General features: G+C 46.8%; 15 protein-coding genes. 5 read left to right on the top strand and 10 right to left on the bottom strand.

The genetic code is table 11. The features are described from left to right. The first annotated feature begins 97 nt into the window (after positions 1-97). The 3 genes from CLV31_RS10460 to CLV31_RS10450 all read left to right on the top strand — a co-directional run bounded on the left by CLV31_RS10460 (position 98) and on the right by CLV31_RS10450 (position 4694). Complete coding sequence (locus CLV31_RS10460) at positions 98-2485, top strand: DUF1549 domain-containing protein (RefSeq protein WP_111392865.1); 2388 nt, start codon at positions 98-100, stop codon at positions 2483-2485. Between the two features lie 52 nt (positions 2486-2537). Beyond that, on the top strand, positions 2538-3965 hold the full coding sequence (locus CLV31_RS10455; protein WP_111392832.1) for a DUF1501 domain-containing protein: 1428 nt from the start codon (positions 2538-2540) through the stop codon (positions 3963-3965). Positions 3966-4109: 144 nt separating this feature from the next. Next, positions 4110-4694, top strand: a complete 585-nt coding sequence (locus tag CLV31_RS10450; protein WP_111392831.1) for a YceI family protein — start codon at positions 4110-4112, stop codon at positions 4692-4694. 59 nt (positions 4695-4753) lie between these two features. Here the strand turns inward: CLV31_RS10450 and CLV31_RS10445 are convergent, their stop codons facing one another. From CLV31_RS10445 to CLV31_RS10430, 4 genes are all read right to left on the bottom strand, one after another. Then, positions 4754-6274: a Fic family protein gene (locus CLV31_RS10445; protein ID WP_111392830.1), complete on the bottom strand. Its 1521-nt coding sequence runs from the start codon at positions 6272-6274 to the stop codon at positions 4754-4756. 260 nt (positions 6275-6534) lie between these two features. Further along, complete coding sequence (locus tag CLV31_RS10440) at positions 6535-9210, bottom strand: carboxypeptidase-like regulatory domain-containing protein (RefSeq protein WP_111392829.1); 2676 nt, start codon at positions 9208-9210, stop codon at positions 6535-6537. Positions 9211-9356: 146 nt separating this feature from the next. Beyond that, positions 9357-10190, bottom strand: a complete 834-nt coding sequence (locus CLV31_RS10435; RefSeq protein ID WP_111392828.1) for a GLPGLI family protein — start codon at positions 10188-10190, stop codon at positions 9357-9359. A 163-nt stretch (positions 10191-10353) separates the two neighbouring features. After that, the gene (locus CLV31_RS10430; protein ID WP_111392827.1) at positions 10354-11178 is read right to left on the bottom strand and encodes a GLPGLI family protein; all 825 of its coding nucleotides are present in this window, start codon (positions 11176-11178) and stop codon (positions 10354-10356) included. Between the two features lie 123 nt (positions 11179-11301). Here CLV31_RS10430 and CLV31_RS10425 point away from each other — a divergent pair, with 123 nt between their 5' ends. Both CLV31_RS10425 and CLV31_RS10420 read left to right on the top strand, forming a co-directional pair. After that, a complete protein-coding gene (locus CLV31_RS10425) occupies positions 11302-12936 on the top strand; it encodes a sensor histidine kinase (protein WP_111392826.1) in 1635 nt (544 codons plus the stop codon). After that, positions 12933-13613, top strand: a complete 681-nt coding sequence (locus tag CLV31_RS10420) for a response regulator transcription factor (protein ID WP_111392825.1) — start codon at positions 12933-12935, stop codon at positions 13611-13613. The genes CLV31_RS10425 and CLV31_RS10420 overlap by 4 nt, the downstream gene beginning before the upstream one ends. A gap of 457 nt (positions 13614-14070) precedes the next feature. Here the strand turns inward: CLV31_RS10420 and CLV31_RS10415 are convergent, their stop codons facing one another. From CLV31_RS10415 to CLV31_RS10390, 6 genes are all read right to left on the bottom strand, one after another. Next, entirely contained in the window at positions 14071-14937 is an 867-nt protein-coding gene (locus CLV31_RS10415) for a sugar phosphate isomerase/epimerase family protein (protein ID WP_111392824.1), read from the bottom strand. Between the two features lie 115 nt (positions 14938-15052). After that, entirely contained in the window at positions 15053-16759 is a 1707-nt protein-coding gene (locus tag CLV31_RS10410) for a GMC oxidoreductase (protein WP_111392823.1), read from the bottom strand. A 110-nt stretch (positions 16760-16869) separates the two neighbouring features. After that, positions 16870-17295 (bottom strand): putative toxin-antitoxin system toxin component, PIN family, encoded by a 426-nt coding sequence (locus CLV31_RS10405; RefSeq protein WP_111392822.1) that lies wholly within the window; start codon positions 17293-17295, stop codon positions 16870-16872. Next, positions 17285-17512: a hypothetical protein gene (locus tag CLV31_RS10400; RefSeq protein ID WP_111392821.1), complete on the bottom strand. Its 228-nt coding sequence runs from the start codon at positions 17510-17512 to the stop codon at positions 17285-17287. The genes CLV31_RS10405 and CLV31_RS10400 overlap by 11 nt, the downstream gene beginning before the upstream one ends. Before the next feature lie 44 nt (positions 17513-17556). After that, a complete protein-coding gene (locus tag CLV31_RS10395; RefSeq protein WP_111392820.1) occupies positions 17557-18090 on the bottom strand; it encodes a gluconate 2-dehydrogenase subunit 3 family protein in 534 nt (177 codons plus the stop codon). A 124-nt stretch (positions 18091-18214) separates the two neighbouring features. Beyond that, positions 18215-19639 (bottom strand): amidohydrolase, encoded by a 1425-nt coding sequence (locus CLV31_RS10390; RefSeq protein ID WP_111392819.1) that lies wholly within the window; start codon positions 19637-19639, stop codon positions 18215-18217. Positions 19640-19844: the final 205 nt, after the last annotated feature.

The following is a 19844-nucleotide window of genomic DNA, read 5'->3' as shown; positions in this document are numbered from 1 at the left end:
TCGAAAGCCTTATATTTTTCGAGCTTAACCTCATTCCATGATTTCTTCTTTGCTCCATGACCAAGTCACTTTATTCCCATTTCATCCAGTCCTCGGAATGGGGTTTTCACTTCTGGAAAGTGGCTTTTGGCTGAGCCAGCTTTTCGGCAGACTTCATCCGATGCTCGTTCACTTTCCGATTGCCTTGCTTTTGGTGGCTGCCGTGATGGAGCTTTTTACTTTGAGAAATTTTCGGCATTCCTTTCGGTCGGGCATCCGGTTTTTGGTCGTTTTGGGAGCCATCTCCGCAGTTTTTTCAGCCGGAATGGGTTGGTTGTTAGCCGAAAATGAGGGAATCACGGGAAGCACTTTAGATCTTCATCGAATCCTAGGCCTGGCCAGTGCAGGACTAAGCGTTTTCCTGTTGGTCTTGCTTCGCAAAAGCGAACTCAACCCCTCCACTTCTTCGATTAAAACCTATCGATTGATCCTGTTTCTCACCAGCATTGGAATCGGTGTGGCCGGGCACTTCGGAGCTTCACTGACGCATGGAGAAGATTACTTAACAGAGGTTTTACCCCAAAATTCAGATCAAGAAGCGCCACCATCTCTGACCGTGGACTTAGCTTCCTTTGCCTCCGAGCTTTCTCCCGAAAAAGAAATCCAACTCGTGACCAATGTGCGCTCAGTCCTCGCCCACAACTGCTACAAGTGCCACTCAGGGGCCAAAATCGAGGGCGAGCTGCGATTGGATGAAAAGGAATTTGTCTTTGCCGGAGGGGAAAACGGACCCATCATCGTACCGGGAAACCCCGGTCAAAGCGAATTAATCCGCCGCATTTCCCTTTCCAAAAACCACAAAGACGTGATGCCCGAAAAGGGCAAACTCCTCAGCAAAGAGGAAATTCAACTGCTTACCCTTTGGATCGAAAAAGGGGCTCCTTGGCCCGATGGAGTCGCTCAGCAGTCCGTGTATCGCGTAGCGGCTTTGGCACCCCGGAAACCAGATCTACCTCCAGCCGACCCGGGTTTAGAAAATCCAATTGATCGATGGGTGGATCAGTATTTCCAACAACATCAACTCAAATGGAGCAAACCAGTCGATGACCGAACGTTTCTTCGCAGGGTATACCTCGATATTATCGGACTTTTGCCGTCTCCAGAGGAATTGGCAGCTTTTCAGGAAGACACCAATCCCCAAAAGAGGGAAATCTGGATTCAAAAACTGCTTGACCGCAAAGATGATTTTGCCCAGCATTGGCTGACGTTCTGGAATGATGCGCTGCGAAATGACTATACCGGAACGGGCTATATTACTCGGGGTCGATTTGCCATCACAGATTGGTTATACACTTCGATTCGGGACAATAAGCCCTATGATCAATTCGCCAAAGAACTGCTCAACCCCAATGAAAAATCCAAAGGCTTCATCGAAGGCATCCGCTGGAGAGGGACCGTCAATGCTTCCCAGCGCACCGAGATGCAAGCGGCTCAAAATGTCGGGCAAGTTCTCCTTGGATTAAATCTGAAATGTGCCTCCTGCCACGACAGCTTTATCAGTGACTGGAAACTGGAGCAAGCCTATGCCTTTGCCAATATTTTTGCCGACTCCACCTTGGAAGTAAGCCGCTGCGAGCAACCCACCGGCAAACTAGCCCAAACCAAAATCCTCTGGGAGGAACTCGGCGCGATTGACTCGCTGGCCACCAAAGCCGAGAAGCTCCGCCAACTCGCAGACCAACTCGTCCAACCTGCCAACGGAAGGATGTACCGTACGGTAGTCAACCGCATCTGGAAACAGCTCATGGGACGAGGCATGGTAGAACCCGTGGATGAAATGGACAATGCGCCTTGGAGTCAGGATTTGCTGGATTGGTTGGCTGTGGATTTCGTGGAAAATGGCTATGACCTCAAGCGTCTGATCTATCAGATTACTACTTCAAAAATCTACCAAAGTCCGTCCGTGACAGTCCCTTCCGCCGAAAAACTCCTGGCTGAGGATTTCAAATTCCAAGGAGTCATCCGTCGGCGCATCACGGCAGAGCAATTTGCAGATGCGGTGGCGGAAATTTCAGCACCGCTCTTTGACTCGGTTGAAGTCAAATTCCGCCCCTATCAGCTGATCCCCGAAGCGAAGACCAATCTGAGTTTTGCCAGAGCTTCTTTAGTGGCCAACAATGAATTTCTAAAAGCACTCGGTCGTCCCAACCGGGAAATTGTTTCCACCAGCCGGGATTCTCAGGCGAGTTTATTGCAAGCCCTGGAACTCAGCAATGGAGAGAAACTCAACAAGGCTTTGGTTAAAGGAGGAGAAAAATGGGCCTCTACATTTTCAGATCCCATGGTCTTAACTGAGAACCTGTACGCCAAAGCCCTGCTCCGAAAACCCAGTCCCAAGGAACTGGAAGTGGCTAAAAAAGCACTTGGCCCCAAGCCTAATCCGGCAGCCGTCCAAGATTTACTTTGGGCAGTCTTCCTCTTACCCGAATTCCAATTGATCTATTGAAAAAAGACGCCCCGGTGTGTGTCCCCACACACCGGAACCATAAACATTAGCCATGAAATACCTACAAACCCGACGCGACTTTCTCAAGAAAACCAGTGCTGCAGCCATTGCCACTATGGGTATGGGCGCGCCATTGGCAGGATTGCTTTCCTCCTGCGAAAGTAAAATCCCGACTACCGCCGACTCGGTGATTTTACTTTTCATGGCTGGTGGCATGGCCCATACCGAGACCTTTGACCCCAAAAAATACACTCCCTTCCGTAAAGGAATGGAAGCAAAGGAAGTGTTGAGTACCTTCCCATCTATTCCCACCAAATTGGATGGAATTTTCTTTTCCGAGGGACTGGAAAACATCGCCTCGGTGATGGACAAAGGCACCTTGATCCGATCCTATCAAGCGGCTGACTTGGGACACATTCTGCATACCCGCCACCAATACCATTTTCACACCTGCTACGAACCGCCACAATCCGTGGTCGTTCCGCATTTGGGAAGCTGGATAGCCAAGGAAAAAGGACCACTCAATCCGGTCATCCCTCCCTTTATCAATATCGGACAGCGCTTTACAGTCGGTGAAGGGGAAGAACTAAAAGCCTTCCATTCTGCCGGATTTTTAGGATCGGAGTTTGGACCTTTTCTGATTCCCGACCCTTCTGCCGGATTGGAAGCGGTGAGACCTCCTGTGGGAATGGATTACAATCGATTCGAGGGTAGAAATCAACTTTACAATGACCTGATTTCGGCAAGTCCCATGGGAGAATTCGGCTCGGATTACCAAAAGGAATCACTGAAGCGATCCATGGAACAGGCCTACATGCTGCTCAATTCCCCCGAGGCCAAAGCCTTTGACCTCAGTCAGGAACCGAAAGAAAGCTATGACAAGTACAACACCGGACGTTTTGGTCTGGGCTGTCTCTTGGCAAAAAGGCTGGTCGACCAAGGTGCACGGTACATCACGGTGACCACCGAATACGAACCTTTTTTCGGTTGGGATACCCATGACAATGGACATACCCGACTCAAGGATATGAAGAAAATGATCGATGCTCCCATCGCCCAGCTCATCAAAGACTTGGACCAAAGTGGAAAGCTAGACCGGACGATGGTCATCGTCGCGAGTGAATTCAGTCGGGATATGCTGACCGAAGGACGTCCCGACCTCAAAGTCTTAGACCAGGTGGAAGTACCGGATATCATCGAAGACATGAAAAACTACGGCATGCACAGGCATTTCACGGATGGTTGTTCGGTCCTGATGTTTGGAGGGGGAATCAAGCGTGGCCACATCTTTGGTAAAACTGCCGACGAACGCCCCTGTAAAACCATCGAAAATCCAATTAAAATCGACAGCATCCACCAGACCATTTATCATGCCTTGGGTATACCTTCGGATAAAAACTACGAGATCGAAAAGCGGCCTTTCTACACCACTCCCGATGGACATGGGAAGGTAGAATTTGGGCTTTTGGCTAAATCCTGATTTTCCAACCAAAAAACCTCAATTTTTACCATTGGTAAGATTCAGCGAACCTAGGATTGGAGGAACGTTAAACAATTTGAAAGAAGGATAGTCTAATAGCTTGTATTTCTTCGAACCGTTTTAAACAACCAAAATCCGCTCAACATGAAATTGATTACCACGCTTATCCTCAGTCTTGCAGCTGTTTTTTCGCTGACCGAAAACCCTGCTCCTGCCACCGTCAACAAAGCTGAAAGCCAAATTCGCTGGGAAGCTTCCAAAGTCACTGGCACCCATTGGGGCTATGTACCCATCAAAAACGCGAATCTCGATGTAGCAGGAGGTAAAATCACCGGTGGTTCCTTCGACATGGACATGGTCAACCTGACCGTGGAAGACCTGAAGGAAGAGCCTTCCAAAGGCAATCTGACCAAGCACTTGAAGTCTGATGACTTCTTCTCCGTGGAAAAATTCAACACCTCCACCTTCAAAATCACCGAAGCAAAGTCCAGCAACGGAACTGACTACACCATTTCGGGAACGTTGACCATCAAAGGAATCAGCCAACCGATTTCTTTTCCTGCGAAAGTGACCATGGCAGGTGGAAAAATGACCGCAACCGGGCAAATCACGTTTGACCGCACCAAGTATGACATCAAATTCCGCTCAGGCAACTTCTTCGAAAACCTAGGCGATCGAATGATCTATGACGAGGTGAAACTTGACGTGAAATTGGTCGCATCTGTTTGATCGGATTGAAAAATTGGAATAGTTAAAAAATTAGGCCTGGACGCAAATCCAGGCCTTTTTTAGTTTTCTACCAAACTCGCTAAAAACACCGCAAAGGGACGAATATTCTGATCTGCACTGGCGGACTCCAAGGCACTCATGTATTCTTCCCTGCGCGTCACCGGCACAATCGTCCAGGGATAGCCTCCCGACGCCATCAGCAGATTCATCAAGAATCGGGCAATCCGACCATTTCCATCCACATAGGGATGAATATATACAAAGGCAAAATGACCCAATACGGCTCTGACTCCCGCGCTTTTTTCGGATGAAAGTAAGTCAAAATACGCTGGCATCAGGTCCCTCACCTGCTCCTGAGAAGGGGGCACATGCTTGGATCGGCGGATAAATACCGACTGATTTCGATAGCCCGCAAGGTCAGAAGCTCGGATAATCCCTGCCTCCACACTCGGCGCAAACAGCTCCCGATACCAAGTTCGATGGGCCTTTTCGGCTACCTGACCCGATTCTGCTCCGGAGAGCACCTCTTCCAAGGCCTTTTTGACCGACTGAAATGCCTGCCAATAGCCTCTTGCTGCCATCGAATCCCGATGCTGTCGGTCTGCCTCGTGCAGCTCCGGCTGCCAACTCCCTGCTTTAATACGCTCAATCAAATCCGCAGAAACACGATAGCCCTCGATCGACAGGGAATTGTATGCATCATTGACGAAGAGCTCACTGACCCGCTGCAGATAGGCCGATGAATCCCGGGGAAGACCCGGTTCGGATGGAAAAACCTCCAAAACCGTCTCCCGCATGCTCATCCACATCAGCTGAAGTCGATTGACATGGGGCAAAACTTGTCTCGAAGGAATCAGTAGCGTACTCGGACTGGCAAATGGATCCTGCTCACTGACCGCATAACCCACACTTCGCATCCCTGCCAAAATATCATCCGCAATCGCATCCCGCCCGATATTCCGAAAAGCTCCCGCCAAGCGGCCCGCCACCACGCTATGTCCCCCATCCAGCAGCCTTCGGAGCAAATCCGTGCCATCCCGAAAAGTACCCAAGACGGCTCTGGCATCCACCGGGTTATTTCGGAAAAAAGGCTCTGGGCAGTAAATCAGCGCAGATTCCAAGGTAAACAAGCGAAGACCATGAGGATCAATCACCAGCTCTTCCTTCTCCGCAATTCGCGCTCGCGTCTCAAAGATGGAGGTATCATGAGGCAGCTGAGTGGTCTGATTACGGGCTAAGGGCGATCGCACCAGCAGCTGCCGAGGCACAGTCAAATTACCTGCATGAAGGATGACCGACTGCTCAGGCGACAAACTCCATTCTTCCCCAAAGCGCTCATTCAGATAAGCTGCGCAGAAATACCAAAAGGAGGTGTACCAAGACGTGCTTTCCCCGGCCGGTTCCTCCGGTCGCGTAGGGATATACCATCCCCGCATCACCTCTTTCAAAAAACCCGACCTGACCAAGCGCTCCCGATGGGTACGGCTGAGATCGGATGATTTGACGGCGATCTTATCCACTTCCTGAAGATCCTTGAGAATCGTCAGGGAGCTAGCAAGTCTTTCGGAGATCGTAGCCATTACCTTTTTAATTTATTCAAAGGTAATTTAGCTTTTACGGTTTTACAACTTTTAGCTTATAATGTTTTATCATTTTTAGCTTTTAATGCATTTTTATATTTAGCTTTTATTGTTGTATGAAGAAGACTTGGGAAAATTAATCTTAAAATTTATCCTTCAGCTAAGAAAGAGAACCTCCTTGAACCACCAGCAAATCCGAAAAAACGATTCTTCGAAAGTCTACGACTTTTTCATCTTGGGTCTCTGGTTCTCCAGCTTAATCACAAATCATACTTCACTGTCAGCAAGCCATACCTTGGCTGCACCAGATAGGAAAAAGTGCTGATCAGGTTTTCGCTGAAACTATCCCGACGGATGGCTTGCGTATCAAACAAGTTCCATACAGATGCTTTAAATTCCCAAGGGCTGGATTTTTTTCGATACATCAAAAAGGCATTGAGGAAGTCAAAGTCACTGCGCGTGGAAGCCGCCTGATTGAGGTAGGTATTGTAGGTGTAATCAGCCTTGAGTTTTAAGCCTTTGACGATATCCAAGTCGATTTCGAGTCGTGGACTGTGGGTGACAAAAGTATTTTGAAGTTGTCCTGAGGTATAATCATTCGCAGTAAATGAATATCCTGCCTTGATTTCCAAGATCTTGAAAAAAGTAGTCGTAAGCTTGGTATCATAGGTCTGGGAGAATTGCTGATTCTGCGTGGGTCGATCATCCAAGATCAAATTGGTGGAAAAGGCATTCCACCTCCCGCCGATTTCGAATTTCATCCGATTCAAGGCTTTATCCAGACGGACATCCCCATTGAGCGTCTCATTCACCGGTTGGATATTGATCAGGGAAAGCAGCCGGTTGATCCCAGCAAAATCAGTCGTAGTCGTGATTTCATTTCGCTTTCGCTGGTAATTGAGATTGCCAAACAATGTCAATCCCGAAAACATATCGAAATGGGTATAACTCATCGTATGATTATCAAAAAGTCCATTATCCAACGCTCGATTTCCCTGAAAAACCGCATTGTAATCCTGCAAAACAAGTCCCTGAGCGAGTTTTTGAATGTCCATAAAATTAGCTTCTGTCTGGAAACGGTAGGTCAGGGACCGGTTGGATTTGATCGTCCATTTCGCATACATTCCCGGTAGGGCCAGGACCTTGCTGAAATCGAGCTCATTTGCCACTTGCTGATCTCTCCATGCATATCGATGCAAAAACACCGAGGGACTGAGTACCCATTTTTTCCATTTGGTCTTCCAGGTCGTACCGAGATAGACATCCTGAAAACCAAATTCATTGTCATTATCAAAGTCCTCATATCCTTGATCTGAACCTTCCTGACGAAGGGATCCGATCAAACTTTGGGAAAGCCGCTGATATCCCAAGGACCAGTTGAGGTGATTGGTAGGATTAAGGATATAGTAGTAGTTGAAAGCTCCTTCGACTGTATTTGTCCTTAGCTCTTGTGACTGAAATAAGCGATAGGTTTCGGCATTGGGGATGGGATACAAACCCAAAAGTGGTTTGAGATTCGTCTGCAAGTCAAAGAGCGGATCCGTGAATTTACTTTCCCAATTGAGTTCTGTGGAAAAGACATGGCGAACACTTGGCGCGTGATACCACTCGAGTTTTTGCTGGAAAGAATAGGGTCTTCGGGTGTTTAGAGAAGTGATGTTTTGCAGATTTTGTCCAAAATCCGACACCAGGACATTGCTGTTTTCAATTTCCGAAAGCTTCCCAAAAAGACTGTATTTAAGATAAGTTTCTTCTTTAGGCGTATACGTAAGGGCATATTTCCCCAAGGCAGATTTGTTGGCTACCTGGCTTACCGAATTTAGCTTTTCCTGCACATTGTCACCGGCATTGAGGTAGGTTCGGAGGGAATTGCTGCCCAGACGATTGTCCGAAGCAGATGCAATGAGAAATCCGGTATGCCTCCACCGTTTACTTGGGGTATAATTCAAATTCAGTGCGCCCAGATGAGTTTGCAACTCAGCCGCATTGGTCCGATTGGCCATGGGAATCCCCAAATCATCACTATTCATCTGCACTCGTGAGCCCGTCCGACCACCCAATCCGGCCATCCCTCCACTGAAGCGGAAATAATCCTGAAGCGTAAAAGTCTGTTCGCCCACATTGTTGCTTCCACCGATCAGATTAAGGTTGAGTTTGGGAGCATAGTAGAAAGCATTCGCATGCCCAAGGTATCGCTTTTCCGGCCCCACTCCCCCTTCCAGATCTCCAAATACCATGTTCTTTTTGCCGTCTTTCAGCTGAATGTTTAAGGCCAGGGTCTCATCATTGTCCAATCCTCGAATCGGTGATATCTCATTGAAATTTTTCAACACCTGAACCCGGTCTACTGCATTGGCAGGAAGGTTTTTGGTGGCCAACTTGGTATCTCCATCAAAAAACGTCTTCCCATCCACGAGCACCTTATCCACTTTTTTACCCTGAACTTTCACCTCTCCGTTTTCATCCACTTGGAATCCGGGAAGCTTCTCCAGCACATCGCTGAGCTTTCGTTCCGTACCGGTGGTAAATGCATCCGTTTTATAAGTTAGCGTGTCACCTTTCATGGTCACGGGCATTTCCGATACCACTTCCACCAATCCCAACTCGGTATCACTCTGCTGCAACCGAACCAAAATGGGAGTTTCAGCATCCCAATCCTTAATCTGCAATTCAAATTGCCGGTAGCCGACAAAGGAAACCCGCAGCAAATATTCCGCACCTGTAGCAAGAGTCACTTTGAATCGCCCCTCATCATTGGAAATCCCAAAGCCCCCGATTTTCTGAGTGCTTTGGTTGATCGCGACCACATTGGCATAGGGAATCGGTCGATTGAGGGAGTCCAAGACCTGCCCGATTAAGGGTTTGCTTTGCCCAAAAGATGAGAAAGCAAAGCCAATGAAAAAGGCAAGAAGGAGCAGTCTTTTAGAAAAAAGCATAGTTGGTTAAGTATGAAATAGGAAGTGAGAAAGCTGAAATGGGCTTGGACTAAAACCTATCCGAGATCGCCCAAAGTCTCACATCTTAGGTCTAATGTCTAGCGTCTTGTGTCTTGTATCTTGTATCTTGTATCTCGCTTCTAAAATCAATTTCCAATCCGTATCGTAAACTGATTCCCCTCTCCTGGCTTGCCCTGGTAGCGATTCATCATCTGCTTCATGCTTTCCTCCTGCATGGCGCGGAATTCCTCGCGACTGATTTCTTTACCTCGTTTAGGCCGCTCGATTTTGACTGGATTGGCGCTGGGATTCAGTTCGATTTTTTCACAGATCAGCGTTCTTCCGGAGTTTTGGATTTCGAGAATCAGCCCCGGAAGACCAAAGAAATTTTCTGGTCCATGCGGTACTGGAATCTCCGGCGTAAACCATGCCGTCACTTGGATCGTGTCTTTGACATTTTCCATCTCGGTCATGCCGGTAGAAAAGCGCTGAGAATCTACAATTCGGGAATAGGTGGCTTTTTGAGCAGTATAGTTTCCGATTTTCTTGGTCTCACCGGTCAGTTCCCATTCTGCGGGTTCAAGAGAATCCTTGATCAGAAATTCCTTTCCCATCACATCCTGTTCTTGTTCATAGGTCTGCTCAGCAATGTTTTTGTACAGCACTCGGTCTTGGCTTCCGGTATTGATCACCATGGTCATGCCCCCTGAGGAAGCAGTAGCCGGACCGCCACCGAGACTTTCTACCTGCTTCCAATTGGATTCGGTCGGGGTAAACGAGAGCACATAATCCCGCTCCATCTGCTTTTTGAGCTGAGCTTGGATTTCGGCCATTTGGTCTGGATTCATTCGGGAAGAATCCATTTGCAATCTAATCTGGGAAGAGGACTTATAGTAGGCACGGCCGGTAAGTCCCTGGGCGATCACTTGGACAAAAGCAAAGAGCATCAGTCCTGTGAGAAAAAGAATTCGTGTGTTCATAGTATGTTGGTTTTCGGATACAAAGAAGAAGATATGTTGAAATCTGAAGAGTTAAGCACTGTTAACGTCTGTTAATCCCAAGTCTCGATTTTGCGAAACTTTGGCTTTTTTCAATGGGCTGCTTGACAAAATAAACTAGGCTCTGGGTATTTCTGTCCGTTCACTACCCACCGATCCGGATTTTTGAACCTTCGCCTTGTTTGCCTTGGTAGCGATTGTTCATTTGTTTGATGCTTTCCTCTTGCATGGCCTCAAACGCCTTCCGAGTGACTATTTTTCCTCTTTTGGGAGTTTGTATGACTATTTGATCAGAATCGGGGTTTAATTCTATCTTTTGAAAATAATTTGACTTCCCTCCATTGTGTATTTCCAGGATCAAACCCGGCAATCCATAATAATTCTCCGGACCATGGGAAACCGGTATGTCGGGAGTAAACCATGCTTCAATCTGAAGGGTGTCCTGACCACTTTCCATCTCAACCATTTCGGAGGAAAACCGATGAACTTCCACAAGCCGGTTGAAAATTGCTTTTTGGGCCATATAATCTCCGATACGTTTGGTTTCATTCATCAATTGCCAATTGATGGGTTCCAAGTCATCCTGAATCAAAAACTCTTTGCCCATAAACTCCTGTTCCTGCACGTACCTGGTGTTTGCCAGATTTTTATACAGGATTTCATTTCCATTTCCTGACAGGCTTATGGTCAATCCCTGATCAGCCGAAGGACTTGAAGCCCCATCCAATGTTTCGATCTGTCTCCAATTGGATTCTGTTTTGGAAAAAGTCAGGATAAAGTCCCGTTGCCAAGGTTTCTGCATGATTTCATGAGCTTCGGCAATTTCATCAGGACTCATATCGGTACTATCTATCCGGATCATGATTTGATTGGAAGCCCGATATATGACCCGGCCGGAAAGTTGTTGGGAAAAGACTGCTTGAAAGCAGAAAATCAGAAAACAAAGCGGAAATAAAATTTTGGCAATCATGATGGCTTTTGGATTAATTGAGGAGCACAAACCAACCCAAAGTGAAAAGGTAAAAGAGTTAAGCACTGTTAACGTGTGTTAAGCCCCATTTTTTGGGCTTTTTTATCATTCTAATTTAGAGGCATGAAAAAGCTGGAGTTCAAGCGGATAGGAATTTTGATCGGATTTACCCTGCTGGTCAGTATCGGAGTACAGGCTTGGCGCTTGTATTCCCAAATTCATATCCTCAAAAACCAGCTGCTCGCCGACATCCAGCAAAGTCTGGACAATGCGGTAGAAAGCTATTTCGCCGAACGGGCAAAGACAGATGTGATCACGCTGACCGACGGTCTAATTCCGGGAAGTCCATTTAGGGAAGTCGACAGTAACACCTCCATCTCGGGAAATATGACCCGAATCCATGTCCAAAGGTCTGCGTCTTCAGATTTGAAGAGGCCAGATAGCCCGCCCATCCAAACTTCCCAAGACTCTGCATTTTTCCCCCAAGAATTTATAGATCGGGTAGGGAAAAATAACCTGGTCTTCCGGTCACTTTCCCAAGCCCAGGCAGAAAATCTAAAATTAGATTCCATTTTCTGGCAAAACGTATCCGAAGACTCTGTTCATACCATTGTTCGGATGGATTCTTTGCGTAAGATGGCCAGAGACCATCCGAACAATTTGAACATATTTTTAGGCCGCTCCTCAGCCGACAGCTTAGAGCAGATGAAATTTTTGACCAACAAAATCATTATTTCCATTACTCGGGATTCTTTGGATCTCGACCAAATCGACAGTTTGCTTCAGGGAGAGCTGAGACGAAAAGGAATCACCATCAATTACAAACTTCTTCAAGTCAACAGGAGGTTGCCCCGCTTAAATGAAGCTCCCCAAGCTCCCGAAAAGCCCATGTCCGAAAAGCCGGACATGCAATTCACCGTGTCTCGATCCACATTTTTGCCACCTGGACTGAGTTTGGAATTATTTTTTGAAAACACCACCATGACTCTTCTCAGACGTGGCCTCATCGAGATTGGCATGTCCTTGGCCTTTTTGGCCATCATCGCCTACGCCTTTTACTACCTCTACCAGACGATCAAAAACCAAAAGGAAATCGCAGAGATCAAACAAGACCTGATTGCCAATATCACCCACGAATTCAAAACTCCCATCGCCACCACGCTGTCTGCGATCGAAGGAATCCAAAAATTCAACCCTGAAAACGACTTTCAGAAAACAGACCGCTACCTGGGCATCTCCAAAACCCAATTACTCAAGCTGAATCAGATGGTGGAAAAACTACTCGAAACGGCCACGCTTGACTCAGATCAGTTGGTGATGAAAAAGGAGCAAATCGAGCCCGAACCGCTGTTGAGACAGCTGGTGCAAAAGTTCCAGACTTTAGCCCCTGAAAAGCAAATCTATCTGACACTTCCGGCACATAGTAAACCCATTTTTGCCGATCCGTTTCACTTCGAAAATGTACTTTCCAATCTGCTGGACAATGCCCTCAAATACGGAGGAGATCAAATCCGAATTTGCCTGGATCAAAACGGTTTGCACAAAATCCGAATTCATGACAACGGGGGGAACATTGCCGTTGAACAAAAAGAGCGGGTGTTTGAGCAGTTTTATCGCATCCCCAAAGGGGATATTCATGATGTGAAAGGTTTTGGAATCGGATTGTACTACGTGAAAAAAATCATGGAAAAGCACGAGGGAAAAATCGAACTTGAACTTGGTAAAAACTCCACCACTTTTATCACCTACTGGCCATGAGCAAAATCAACGTACTGCTTGCCGAAGACGAACTGGCTCTCGGAATGATCATTCAGGAAAGTCTGGAGAGCCGGGATTTCAAGGTAAGGCTCTGTGGTGACGGACAAAAAGCATGGGAATCCTATCAGGAGCAAAAACCCGATATCCTTGTTTTGGACGTGATGATGCCCAAAAAAGACGGTTTTTCGCTCGCTGCCGAAATCCGAAAAATCGATCCCCATACTCCGATTATTTTCCTGACTTCTAAAAGTCAGACTGAGGATGTGGTGAAGGGTTTTGGCTTGGGTGCCAATGATTACGTTCGCAAACCGTTCAGTATGGAAGAACTTATCGTGCGGATCAAGGCGCATCTGGATCGGCTCCGTATAAGGCAAAACCAAAGCGACTGGATCGTATTGGGCAAGTATGAATTTCACCCTACCCGACAATTGCTCAAACTGGGAGAAGCCGAGCAACCCCTTACCTCAAGAGAATCCCAACTGCTTCAGATTTTACTCCAAAACGCCAACGACATCACCGATCGCACGCTGATTCTGAATCAGATCTGGGGCTCGGACGACTTTTTCAACGCCCGAAGCATGGATGTCTTTATCACCAAGCTCCGCAAAAAACTACAAGACGATCCTGCAATCCAGATATTGAATGTGCGAGGATATGGGTTTAAGTTGGTGTGTTGAAAACCGTCATTGCGAGGGATCCTCCTGATTTTTCAATAATCCACGAGTCTCAAAATCCCGAAGCAATCTTAAGAACTAGTCAAGAAACTAAAATCGAACCGAGGATAGTTAACTTTTCAAAAGTTCTGAACCTTGGAAAAATAATCCCTTCCGGATCTCCCTTTGAGTTGTTGATTAATTGTATCCTTTATCATTGTACTTTTTATTCCGATAATTCCCTCCTCTGATTCCCATCCCCCCTTATACCTCCCATAAAATCAATTCATTAAAAAAATCGTCCGGGGCGCAACTCGTCCCCGTACTTAGGATTGTATTCTTTATACAGTTTGGTTTATTCAGTTTAGTCCCCAAGTCAGAGGAAATCGGGAGGGAAATCCAAGCTCCTCCCGAGCCTCTGCACCATTTTTAAAAAGGTCAAAAAACTTTTCCAAAGTTTCGAACTTTGTGAAAGTTGGACTCAATACTTCAAGCTCTTCAAATAGGCAATACTTTTTGGCAAAGCCTCCAACTCGTGATCGCCTTCATCCTCGATAAACATGTGCTTGATGCCAATCTTATTGGCTTCACGAAGGATGGCGGGAAAGTCCAGTTCACCCTCACCAAGCGGCACGTCATTTTCAGGTCCGGTCAGGCCAGTCATATCTTTGGGAGCGCCTTTTCTGAAGTCCTTTAAGTGAAGCGAAACCCAACGATTGCCATATTTTTTCAATAATGCCGCCGGATCTCCACCCCCAAAATGTGTCCACATTACATCCATTTGCAGGGAGACGTATTTCGGATCGGTATTTTCCACCAAGTAATCAAACAACGTTCCTTTGCCATAAGGCTGAAACTCATAGCCATGCACATGGTACTTGAAGGTGATTCCGTTTTCCTTTAGGACTTTTCCACCTTCGTTAAATGCTTTGATCGCGCGGTCAGCATCTTCTTTGGAAAATTGCCCCCGCTTATGCGGAATCCAGGCACACATCACATACTTGGCCCCCAAAGCTTTGGCACGGTCTGCTACTGCCTGAGGGTCTGATTCGAGTTGCTCGAAACCGGTACCGGTAGAAGGCAATGAAATCCCCCGATCCGCCAGCATTTTTTTGAAGTCCTCGATACTTACGCCTTGAGGCGCTCCACCTTCAAACTCTGTAAAACCCATTTGTTGGATGATATCGAGTGCTTCAGGAACGCCGTTTTTCCATTGATTTCGGAAGGTGTAAGAGGCAAAGCCAAGGGGCACCTGAAGCATCGGGTCACCTTTTTTCTGAGCTTGAGATTCAGAAGGGGTGATGATCCAAGCAAATGCAAGGACAACTAGTAGAATTGTCTTCTTCATAGGTTTTTTGGGTTATGAGTTCCCGCTGATAAACGCAGAAAAAGTCGCCGACCCACGGTGATGCATCTGCGTGAATCTGCGGAAATAATCTGCTCAGATCTGCGGGAAATCTATTTTACAAATTCAATTTATTCAATTCCTCCACTGCATAGTTAGCAGCTCGAGCGGTGAGGGTCATAAAGGTGAGCGTAGGATTCTGGGTGCTGCCACTGGTCATGCAGGCTCCGTCGGTGACGAATACATTCTTACAAGCATGAAGTTGATTGTATTTATTCAACAATGACGTTTTGGGATCATTGCCCATGCGTACGCCACCCATCTCGTGGATATCCGAACCCGGAGGCGAACCCCGATCGACCACATTGATATTTTTGAAACCCATGCGCTCGTACATCTCGGTCTGCTGCTCCACAAAGTCCCGGGTCATCTTGTCGTCATTCTCTTTCCACTCCACGGACATGATGATTTTGGGAATGCCGTATTTGTCTTTTTCCTCGGTAGAAAGTCGCATATGATTGGACTCTTCGGGCACCATTTCTCCCTGCATCCAGGCAGACATGCCCCAAAGCCCATACTTCGGATTGAGAAGACTGTCTCGCAGGGCATCACCGATCAGTTCCCCATTTCCATCCAACTGACGGCTGGCGGACATCCCGATGGCATAGCCCCGGAGGAAATCCGTCTCCTGTCGATAGACGTTACGGAATCGAGGCACATAGGCGTGGCCGGGATTACGACCATCATTGAACTTATCCAGAAAGCCTTCAAAGGTCGCGTAGCCACTTCCACGATAATTATGACAGGTGATGAATTTTCCCATGAGGCCATTGTCATTTCCAAGTCCGTCAGGAAATCTGGAAGATTTAGAATTAAGCAGAATCGCATTGGAATTGATCGTGGAAGCATTGAGGAAGATGATTTTGGCATAAAACTCAATCGCCTCGCCCGTCAGTCGGTCAATCACTCGGACTCCAGTGGCCTTTCCCTTTTGCTCGTCGTATAGGATGGATTCCACCACCGAGTCAGGGCGAATGGTCAGATTTCCGGTCTTTTCAGCCCAAGGCAAGGTAGACGCATTCGCCGAAAAGTAGCCCCCATAGACACAGCCCCGGTTGCACATGTTTTGGTTCATGCACTTGTTGCGTCCCTGATCTTTGTGAATCTGCTGCGGATCGGTCAGGTGCGCACATCGGCCTTGGACCAGGTGGCGCTCCGAACCATAAATCTCTTTTAACTTTTCCTTGTAATACTGCTCAACACAACTCAGCTCAAAACCCGGCTGCACCACCTGATCGGGAAGTACATCCAAACCATCCCGGCTGCCAGCAAACCCCACAAAAGTTTCCACATAGGTGTACCAAGGCTCCATGTCTTTGTACCGAATCGGCCAATCCACCGCATATCCATCTCTAGCCGGCCCTTCAAAATCAAAATCCGACCAGCGCTGTGTACCCCTAGCCCACAGGAGGGATTTGCCTCCGACATGATAGCCGCGAAACCATCGGAAGGGCTTTTCTTCGATGTAGGGCTGTTCGTCTTGTGCCAAAGCCCAATGCATGGTCTCTTCCCTACCCCAATTGGCAGCACCGATTCCTGATCGTTTTTCGATGGGCACCACGCCACGGAATTCGAATTCCCAAGGTGCTTTGGAGGCAGTAGGATAATCCTCGATATGGCGCACCATCCGGCCACGCTCCAAAACGAGGGTTTTGAGTCCTTTTTCGGTCAGTTCTTTGGCAGCCCAGCCACCGGATGCCCCCGAACCGATGACGATGGCATCGTAGGTGGTGTTTTGCTTGTCTTTGAGGTTGAGGTTTGACATGGTATTTCGGGTTTTCTTTTTATGGTTAGGAAATAAACAACTGACCATAAAATCAAATTGCTTTTCACCTATCGATCATATTTTCAATACTTTAAATCAGAACTTTGCTATTAAAAAATCAATTTTTCTGATTGCTTTAAAAATTCAGATGGACTTAAAATCTGAGTCTCTTGAAATGGGTTAAGTTTCAAGAGGTCAAGGTCTCCGGTAATGAGATAATCCGCTCTCCCATCAAAAATCAATTGAAGAAACTTGTCGTCTTTTGGATCTCGACATACCTCAAAAGAACTTTGGATCTGAATGGAGATTCCTAATTTGGAAAAAAGGGAGAGTGCTTCTACCCTGATTTCTTTGGTCAGATACCTATCAAACTTGGGGCGTTGGATTACAAATTCGAATTCCTTGATTGTTTCCTCTGAATAAAGGACCGAACAATTTCTAAACGCCAGGTCAAGAGCTTTTTTGGATAGTGAATTCTCCAATAAATGTGCGCTGATGAGCACATTGGTATCCAAGACCACTCTTTTAATCCTCAAGTTTCAAAAGTCGGTCTAATTCTTCCTCAGTAATTCCCTTCCGCCCAGCTTCTTTAGCCATCTCATTTCTAAGTCTTTCATATCGATCTATTTCCGAACGATTGAAGATTGCCAAGAGCTGAAGAACACTTTCTTCAAATCGCTCCTTCTCTTTAGAATCTAGACTTTGATAGAGATCCAAAGCTTCTTTATTTACTTGAATTTCAATTTTTTTCATACCCTAATCTACGATTTAAAAGACATTGGGATCTAAAGAAGATTTTATGAAACAGGCACATCCACACATCCTTTGTAATAACCCGGTGCTACTTGATACTTCCTATAGTCCACCATCACTTCTTTTACGGTCGTGAAGCCCATGACGGTATTGGATCGCATCAGCTGGTAGAATTTCTTCTCCTCCTCCACCTCGGAATCTTTCAAAGCAAGGAGGGTTTTCTCCTTGTCCCCCTGAGAAAGGTCCATAAATCCTGCTTTCCCCAAGACCTTCAACTGGGCTTTGATCAGATCTTGATCTTCTTTTTCGTAGCATTTTTCGAAGAGCTTGATCAAAAACTGATCGGTACCCGTACTCAACGCGCCGATGGGCTTGGCATCTGCTGATGGCAAAATCGGCGGTAAACCATCCGGGATAAATGTCTCCGCAATGGCAGAAATCAACTGCTCCTCTTCAAAGGAAAAGAAACCCGCGTGAGTCAGTCGATCCACAATTTGCCATTTCCAGTCGGCAAAAACCAACCCTGCTATTCCGGCAACAGATCCGCCGATGATTTTGAGTGATTTACGTCTATCCATGATAAGTTTGAGTGAGGAGTAAGACTTTCACAAGTTAGATTTTTTTGAAAAAGACCAAACGAAAAAAGGCTGGAATTCCACCAACGGAACTCCAGCCTTCTGAGGAATCGATTTTTACCAAATTTTATTTTCGGTAATCTAAAGGTGCTTTCCTGTTACCTACCAGAGCCTCATAGGTAAATCCTTCTCCTCTTCTTTTATTCAATTCTTCCAACGCTCTTCCTGTCACCGACGGATCTTTGAAAATATCCATCGCAGTCAGGGTCATCGTTTTGGCGGCGTTGATCATCCCTTTCTGTCCGATGCTCATCCCACCTGCAGCAACTGCCTGCCAGGTATGGGCAGAAGTACCGGGGACCCAAGTAGCCGTACCAAGGCCGACCGTAGGCACCAGCCAGCTGATGTCTCCTACGTCGGTAGAGCCTCCACCGCCTTCTTCACTTACTACAAATGGGGCAATCTTAGTCGCATCATCTGGGGAGGCTTTGACGCCCGCTGGATACGTTTTGATGATATCCTCGGCAAACTTTCGTTCTTCCGGAGTATAGGTTACCCCACCGATTTTCTCCAAATTTTTGTGCATGATCCGGGCTAATGTCTCATTGGGCAAGAGATTGTACACTCCGTTGATCACTTCGTATTCCATGCGGGTTTGAGTTCCCAAGGCGGCCCCTTCGGCTGCTTTGACCATTCGATCAAAGATCTGCTTCACCACCATGGCGTCAGGATGTCTCACATAATGATAGGATTCTGCAAAAGCCGGCACCACGTTGGGAGCTTCACCACCCTTGGTGATCACATAGTGCATTCTGGTCTCCTGAGGCACATGTTCACGCATCAGATTGACCATGAAATTCATCGCCTCCACAGCATCCAAAGATGATTTACCTCGCTCTGGTGCAGCTGCAGCGTGCGAAGCTTCTCCGTAAAAGCGGAATTTGGTGGAAATATTTGCCAGTGAGGAGGTAGCTCCAGCGGCATTTTGACTGCTTGGGTGCCAATGGATCATCACATCCACATCTTTGATCAGACCTGCCCTGGCAATATAAACTTTCCCTCCTCCCCCTTCTTCGGCTGGCGTGCCATAGACACGGATGGTTCCCTGGATTTTGTTCTCTTTCATCCATTCCATGATGGTAATCCCCGAGGCCACCGAAGCCGCGCCAAACAAATGGTGACCACAGGCATGCCCCGCACCACCCTCGACTACTGGTTTACGGAAAGGAACCGCTTCCTGAGAAACACCGGGCAGCGCGTCAAACTCAGCCATTATACCGATGACCGGTTTCCCGGAGCCATATTCCGCAACAAAAGCAGTAGGAATCTCAGCAACACCCGCGGTCACTTTGAAACCTGCATCGGAAAGGGTTTTTTGAAGAAGTGCGGAACTGTTGGTTTCAAGGTAGCCGAGCTCCGGATTTGCCCAAATCTTTCTGGCGATATCTCCATAAAAGTCAGCTTTGGCATCCAGTTTATTCAATACCTCTTGCTCCTGAGCTAATGCAGAAAAAAGGGGCAAAAGGAAGATGAGTAGAAATATCTTCTTCATAGAGGGTTGGTTGATTGTGATCCATGAAATTAAAAAGAGTTTCGACTCTTAATAAAGAATTTTCTCTGGAAGGAGTATTTGGGAGGAAAAGATTCTAATCGACCATTCAATATTTCATCCCTGAAAAGCTCGCATCAAATAAATTAAATACGACATATTGAATCAAAAACACATTTCATTATCAAAAAAATGTTTTTTATATTCC

Origin of the sequence: Algoriphagus aquaeductus (assembly GCF_003253485.1) — a bacterium.
GTDB lineage: Bacteria > Bacteroidota > Bacteroidia > Cytophagales > Cyclobacteriaceae > Algoriphagus > Algoriphagus aquaeductus.
This window is presented reverse-complemented; position numbering and strand designations above follow the sequence as displayed.

What these genes read in the sequence shown, in the direction of transcription:
- CLV31_RS10460 (WP_111392865.1), top strand. Translation starts at nt 98, where the DNA reads ATGGGGTTTTCACTTCTGGAAAGTGGCTTTTGGCTGAGCCAGCTTTTC.
- CLV31_RS10455 (WP_111392832.1), top strand. Translation starts at nt 2,538, where the DNA reads ATGAAATACCTACAAACCCGACGCGACTTTCTCAAGAAAACCAGTGCT.
- CLV31_RS10450 (WP_111392831.1), top strand. Translation starts at nt 4,110, where the DNA reads ATGAAATTGATTACCACGCTTATCCTCAGTCTTGCAGCTGTTTTTTCG.
- CLV31_RS10445 (WP_111392830.1), bottom strand. Translation starts at nt 6,274, where the DNA reads ATGGCTACGATCTCCGAAAGACTTGCTAGCTCCCTGACGATTCTCAAG.
- CLV31_RS10440 (WP_111392829.1), bottom strand. Translation starts at nt 9,210, where the DNA reads ATGCTTTTTTCTAAAAGACTGCTCCTTCTTGCCTTTTTCATTGGCTTT.
- CLV31_RS10435 (WP_111392828.1), bottom strand. Translation starts at nt 10,190, where the DNA reads ATGAACACACGAATTCTTTTTCTCACAGGACTGATGCTCTTTGCTTTT.
- CLV31_RS10430 (WP_111392827.1), bottom strand. Translation starts at nt 11,178, where the DNA reads ATGATTGCCAAAATTTTATTTCCGCTTTGTTTTCTGATTTTCTGCTTT.
- CLV31_RS10425 (WP_111392826.1), top strand. Translation starts at nt 11,302, where the DNA reads ATGAAAAAGCTGGAGTTCAAGCGGATAGGAATTTTGATCGGATTTACC.
- CLV31_RS10420 (WP_111392825.1), top strand. Translation starts at nt 12,933, where the DNA reads ATGAGCAAAATCAACGTACTGCTTGCCGAAGACGAACTGGCTCTCGGA.
- CLV31_RS10415 (WP_111392824.1), bottom strand. Translation starts at nt 14,937, where the DNA reads ATGAAGAAGACAATTCTACTAGTTGTCCTTGCATTTGCTTGGATCATC.
- CLV31_RS10410 (WP_111392823.1), bottom strand. Translation starts at nt 16,759, where the DNA reads ATGTCAAACCTCAACCTCAAAGACAAGCAAAACACCACCTACGATGCC.
- CLV31_RS10400 (WP_111392821.1), bottom strand. Translation starts at nt 17,512, where the DNA reads ATGAAAAAAATTGAAATTCAAGTAAATAAAGAAGCTTTGGATCTCTAT.
- CLV31_RS10395 (WP_111392820.1), bottom strand. Translation starts at nt 18,090, where the DNA reads ATGGATAGACGTAAATCACTCAAAATCATCGGCGGATCTGTTGCCGGA.
- CLV31_RS10390 (WP_111392819.1), bottom strand. Translation starts at nt 19,639, where the DNA reads ATGAAGAAGATATTTCTACTCATCTTCCTTTTGCCCCTTTTTTCTGCA.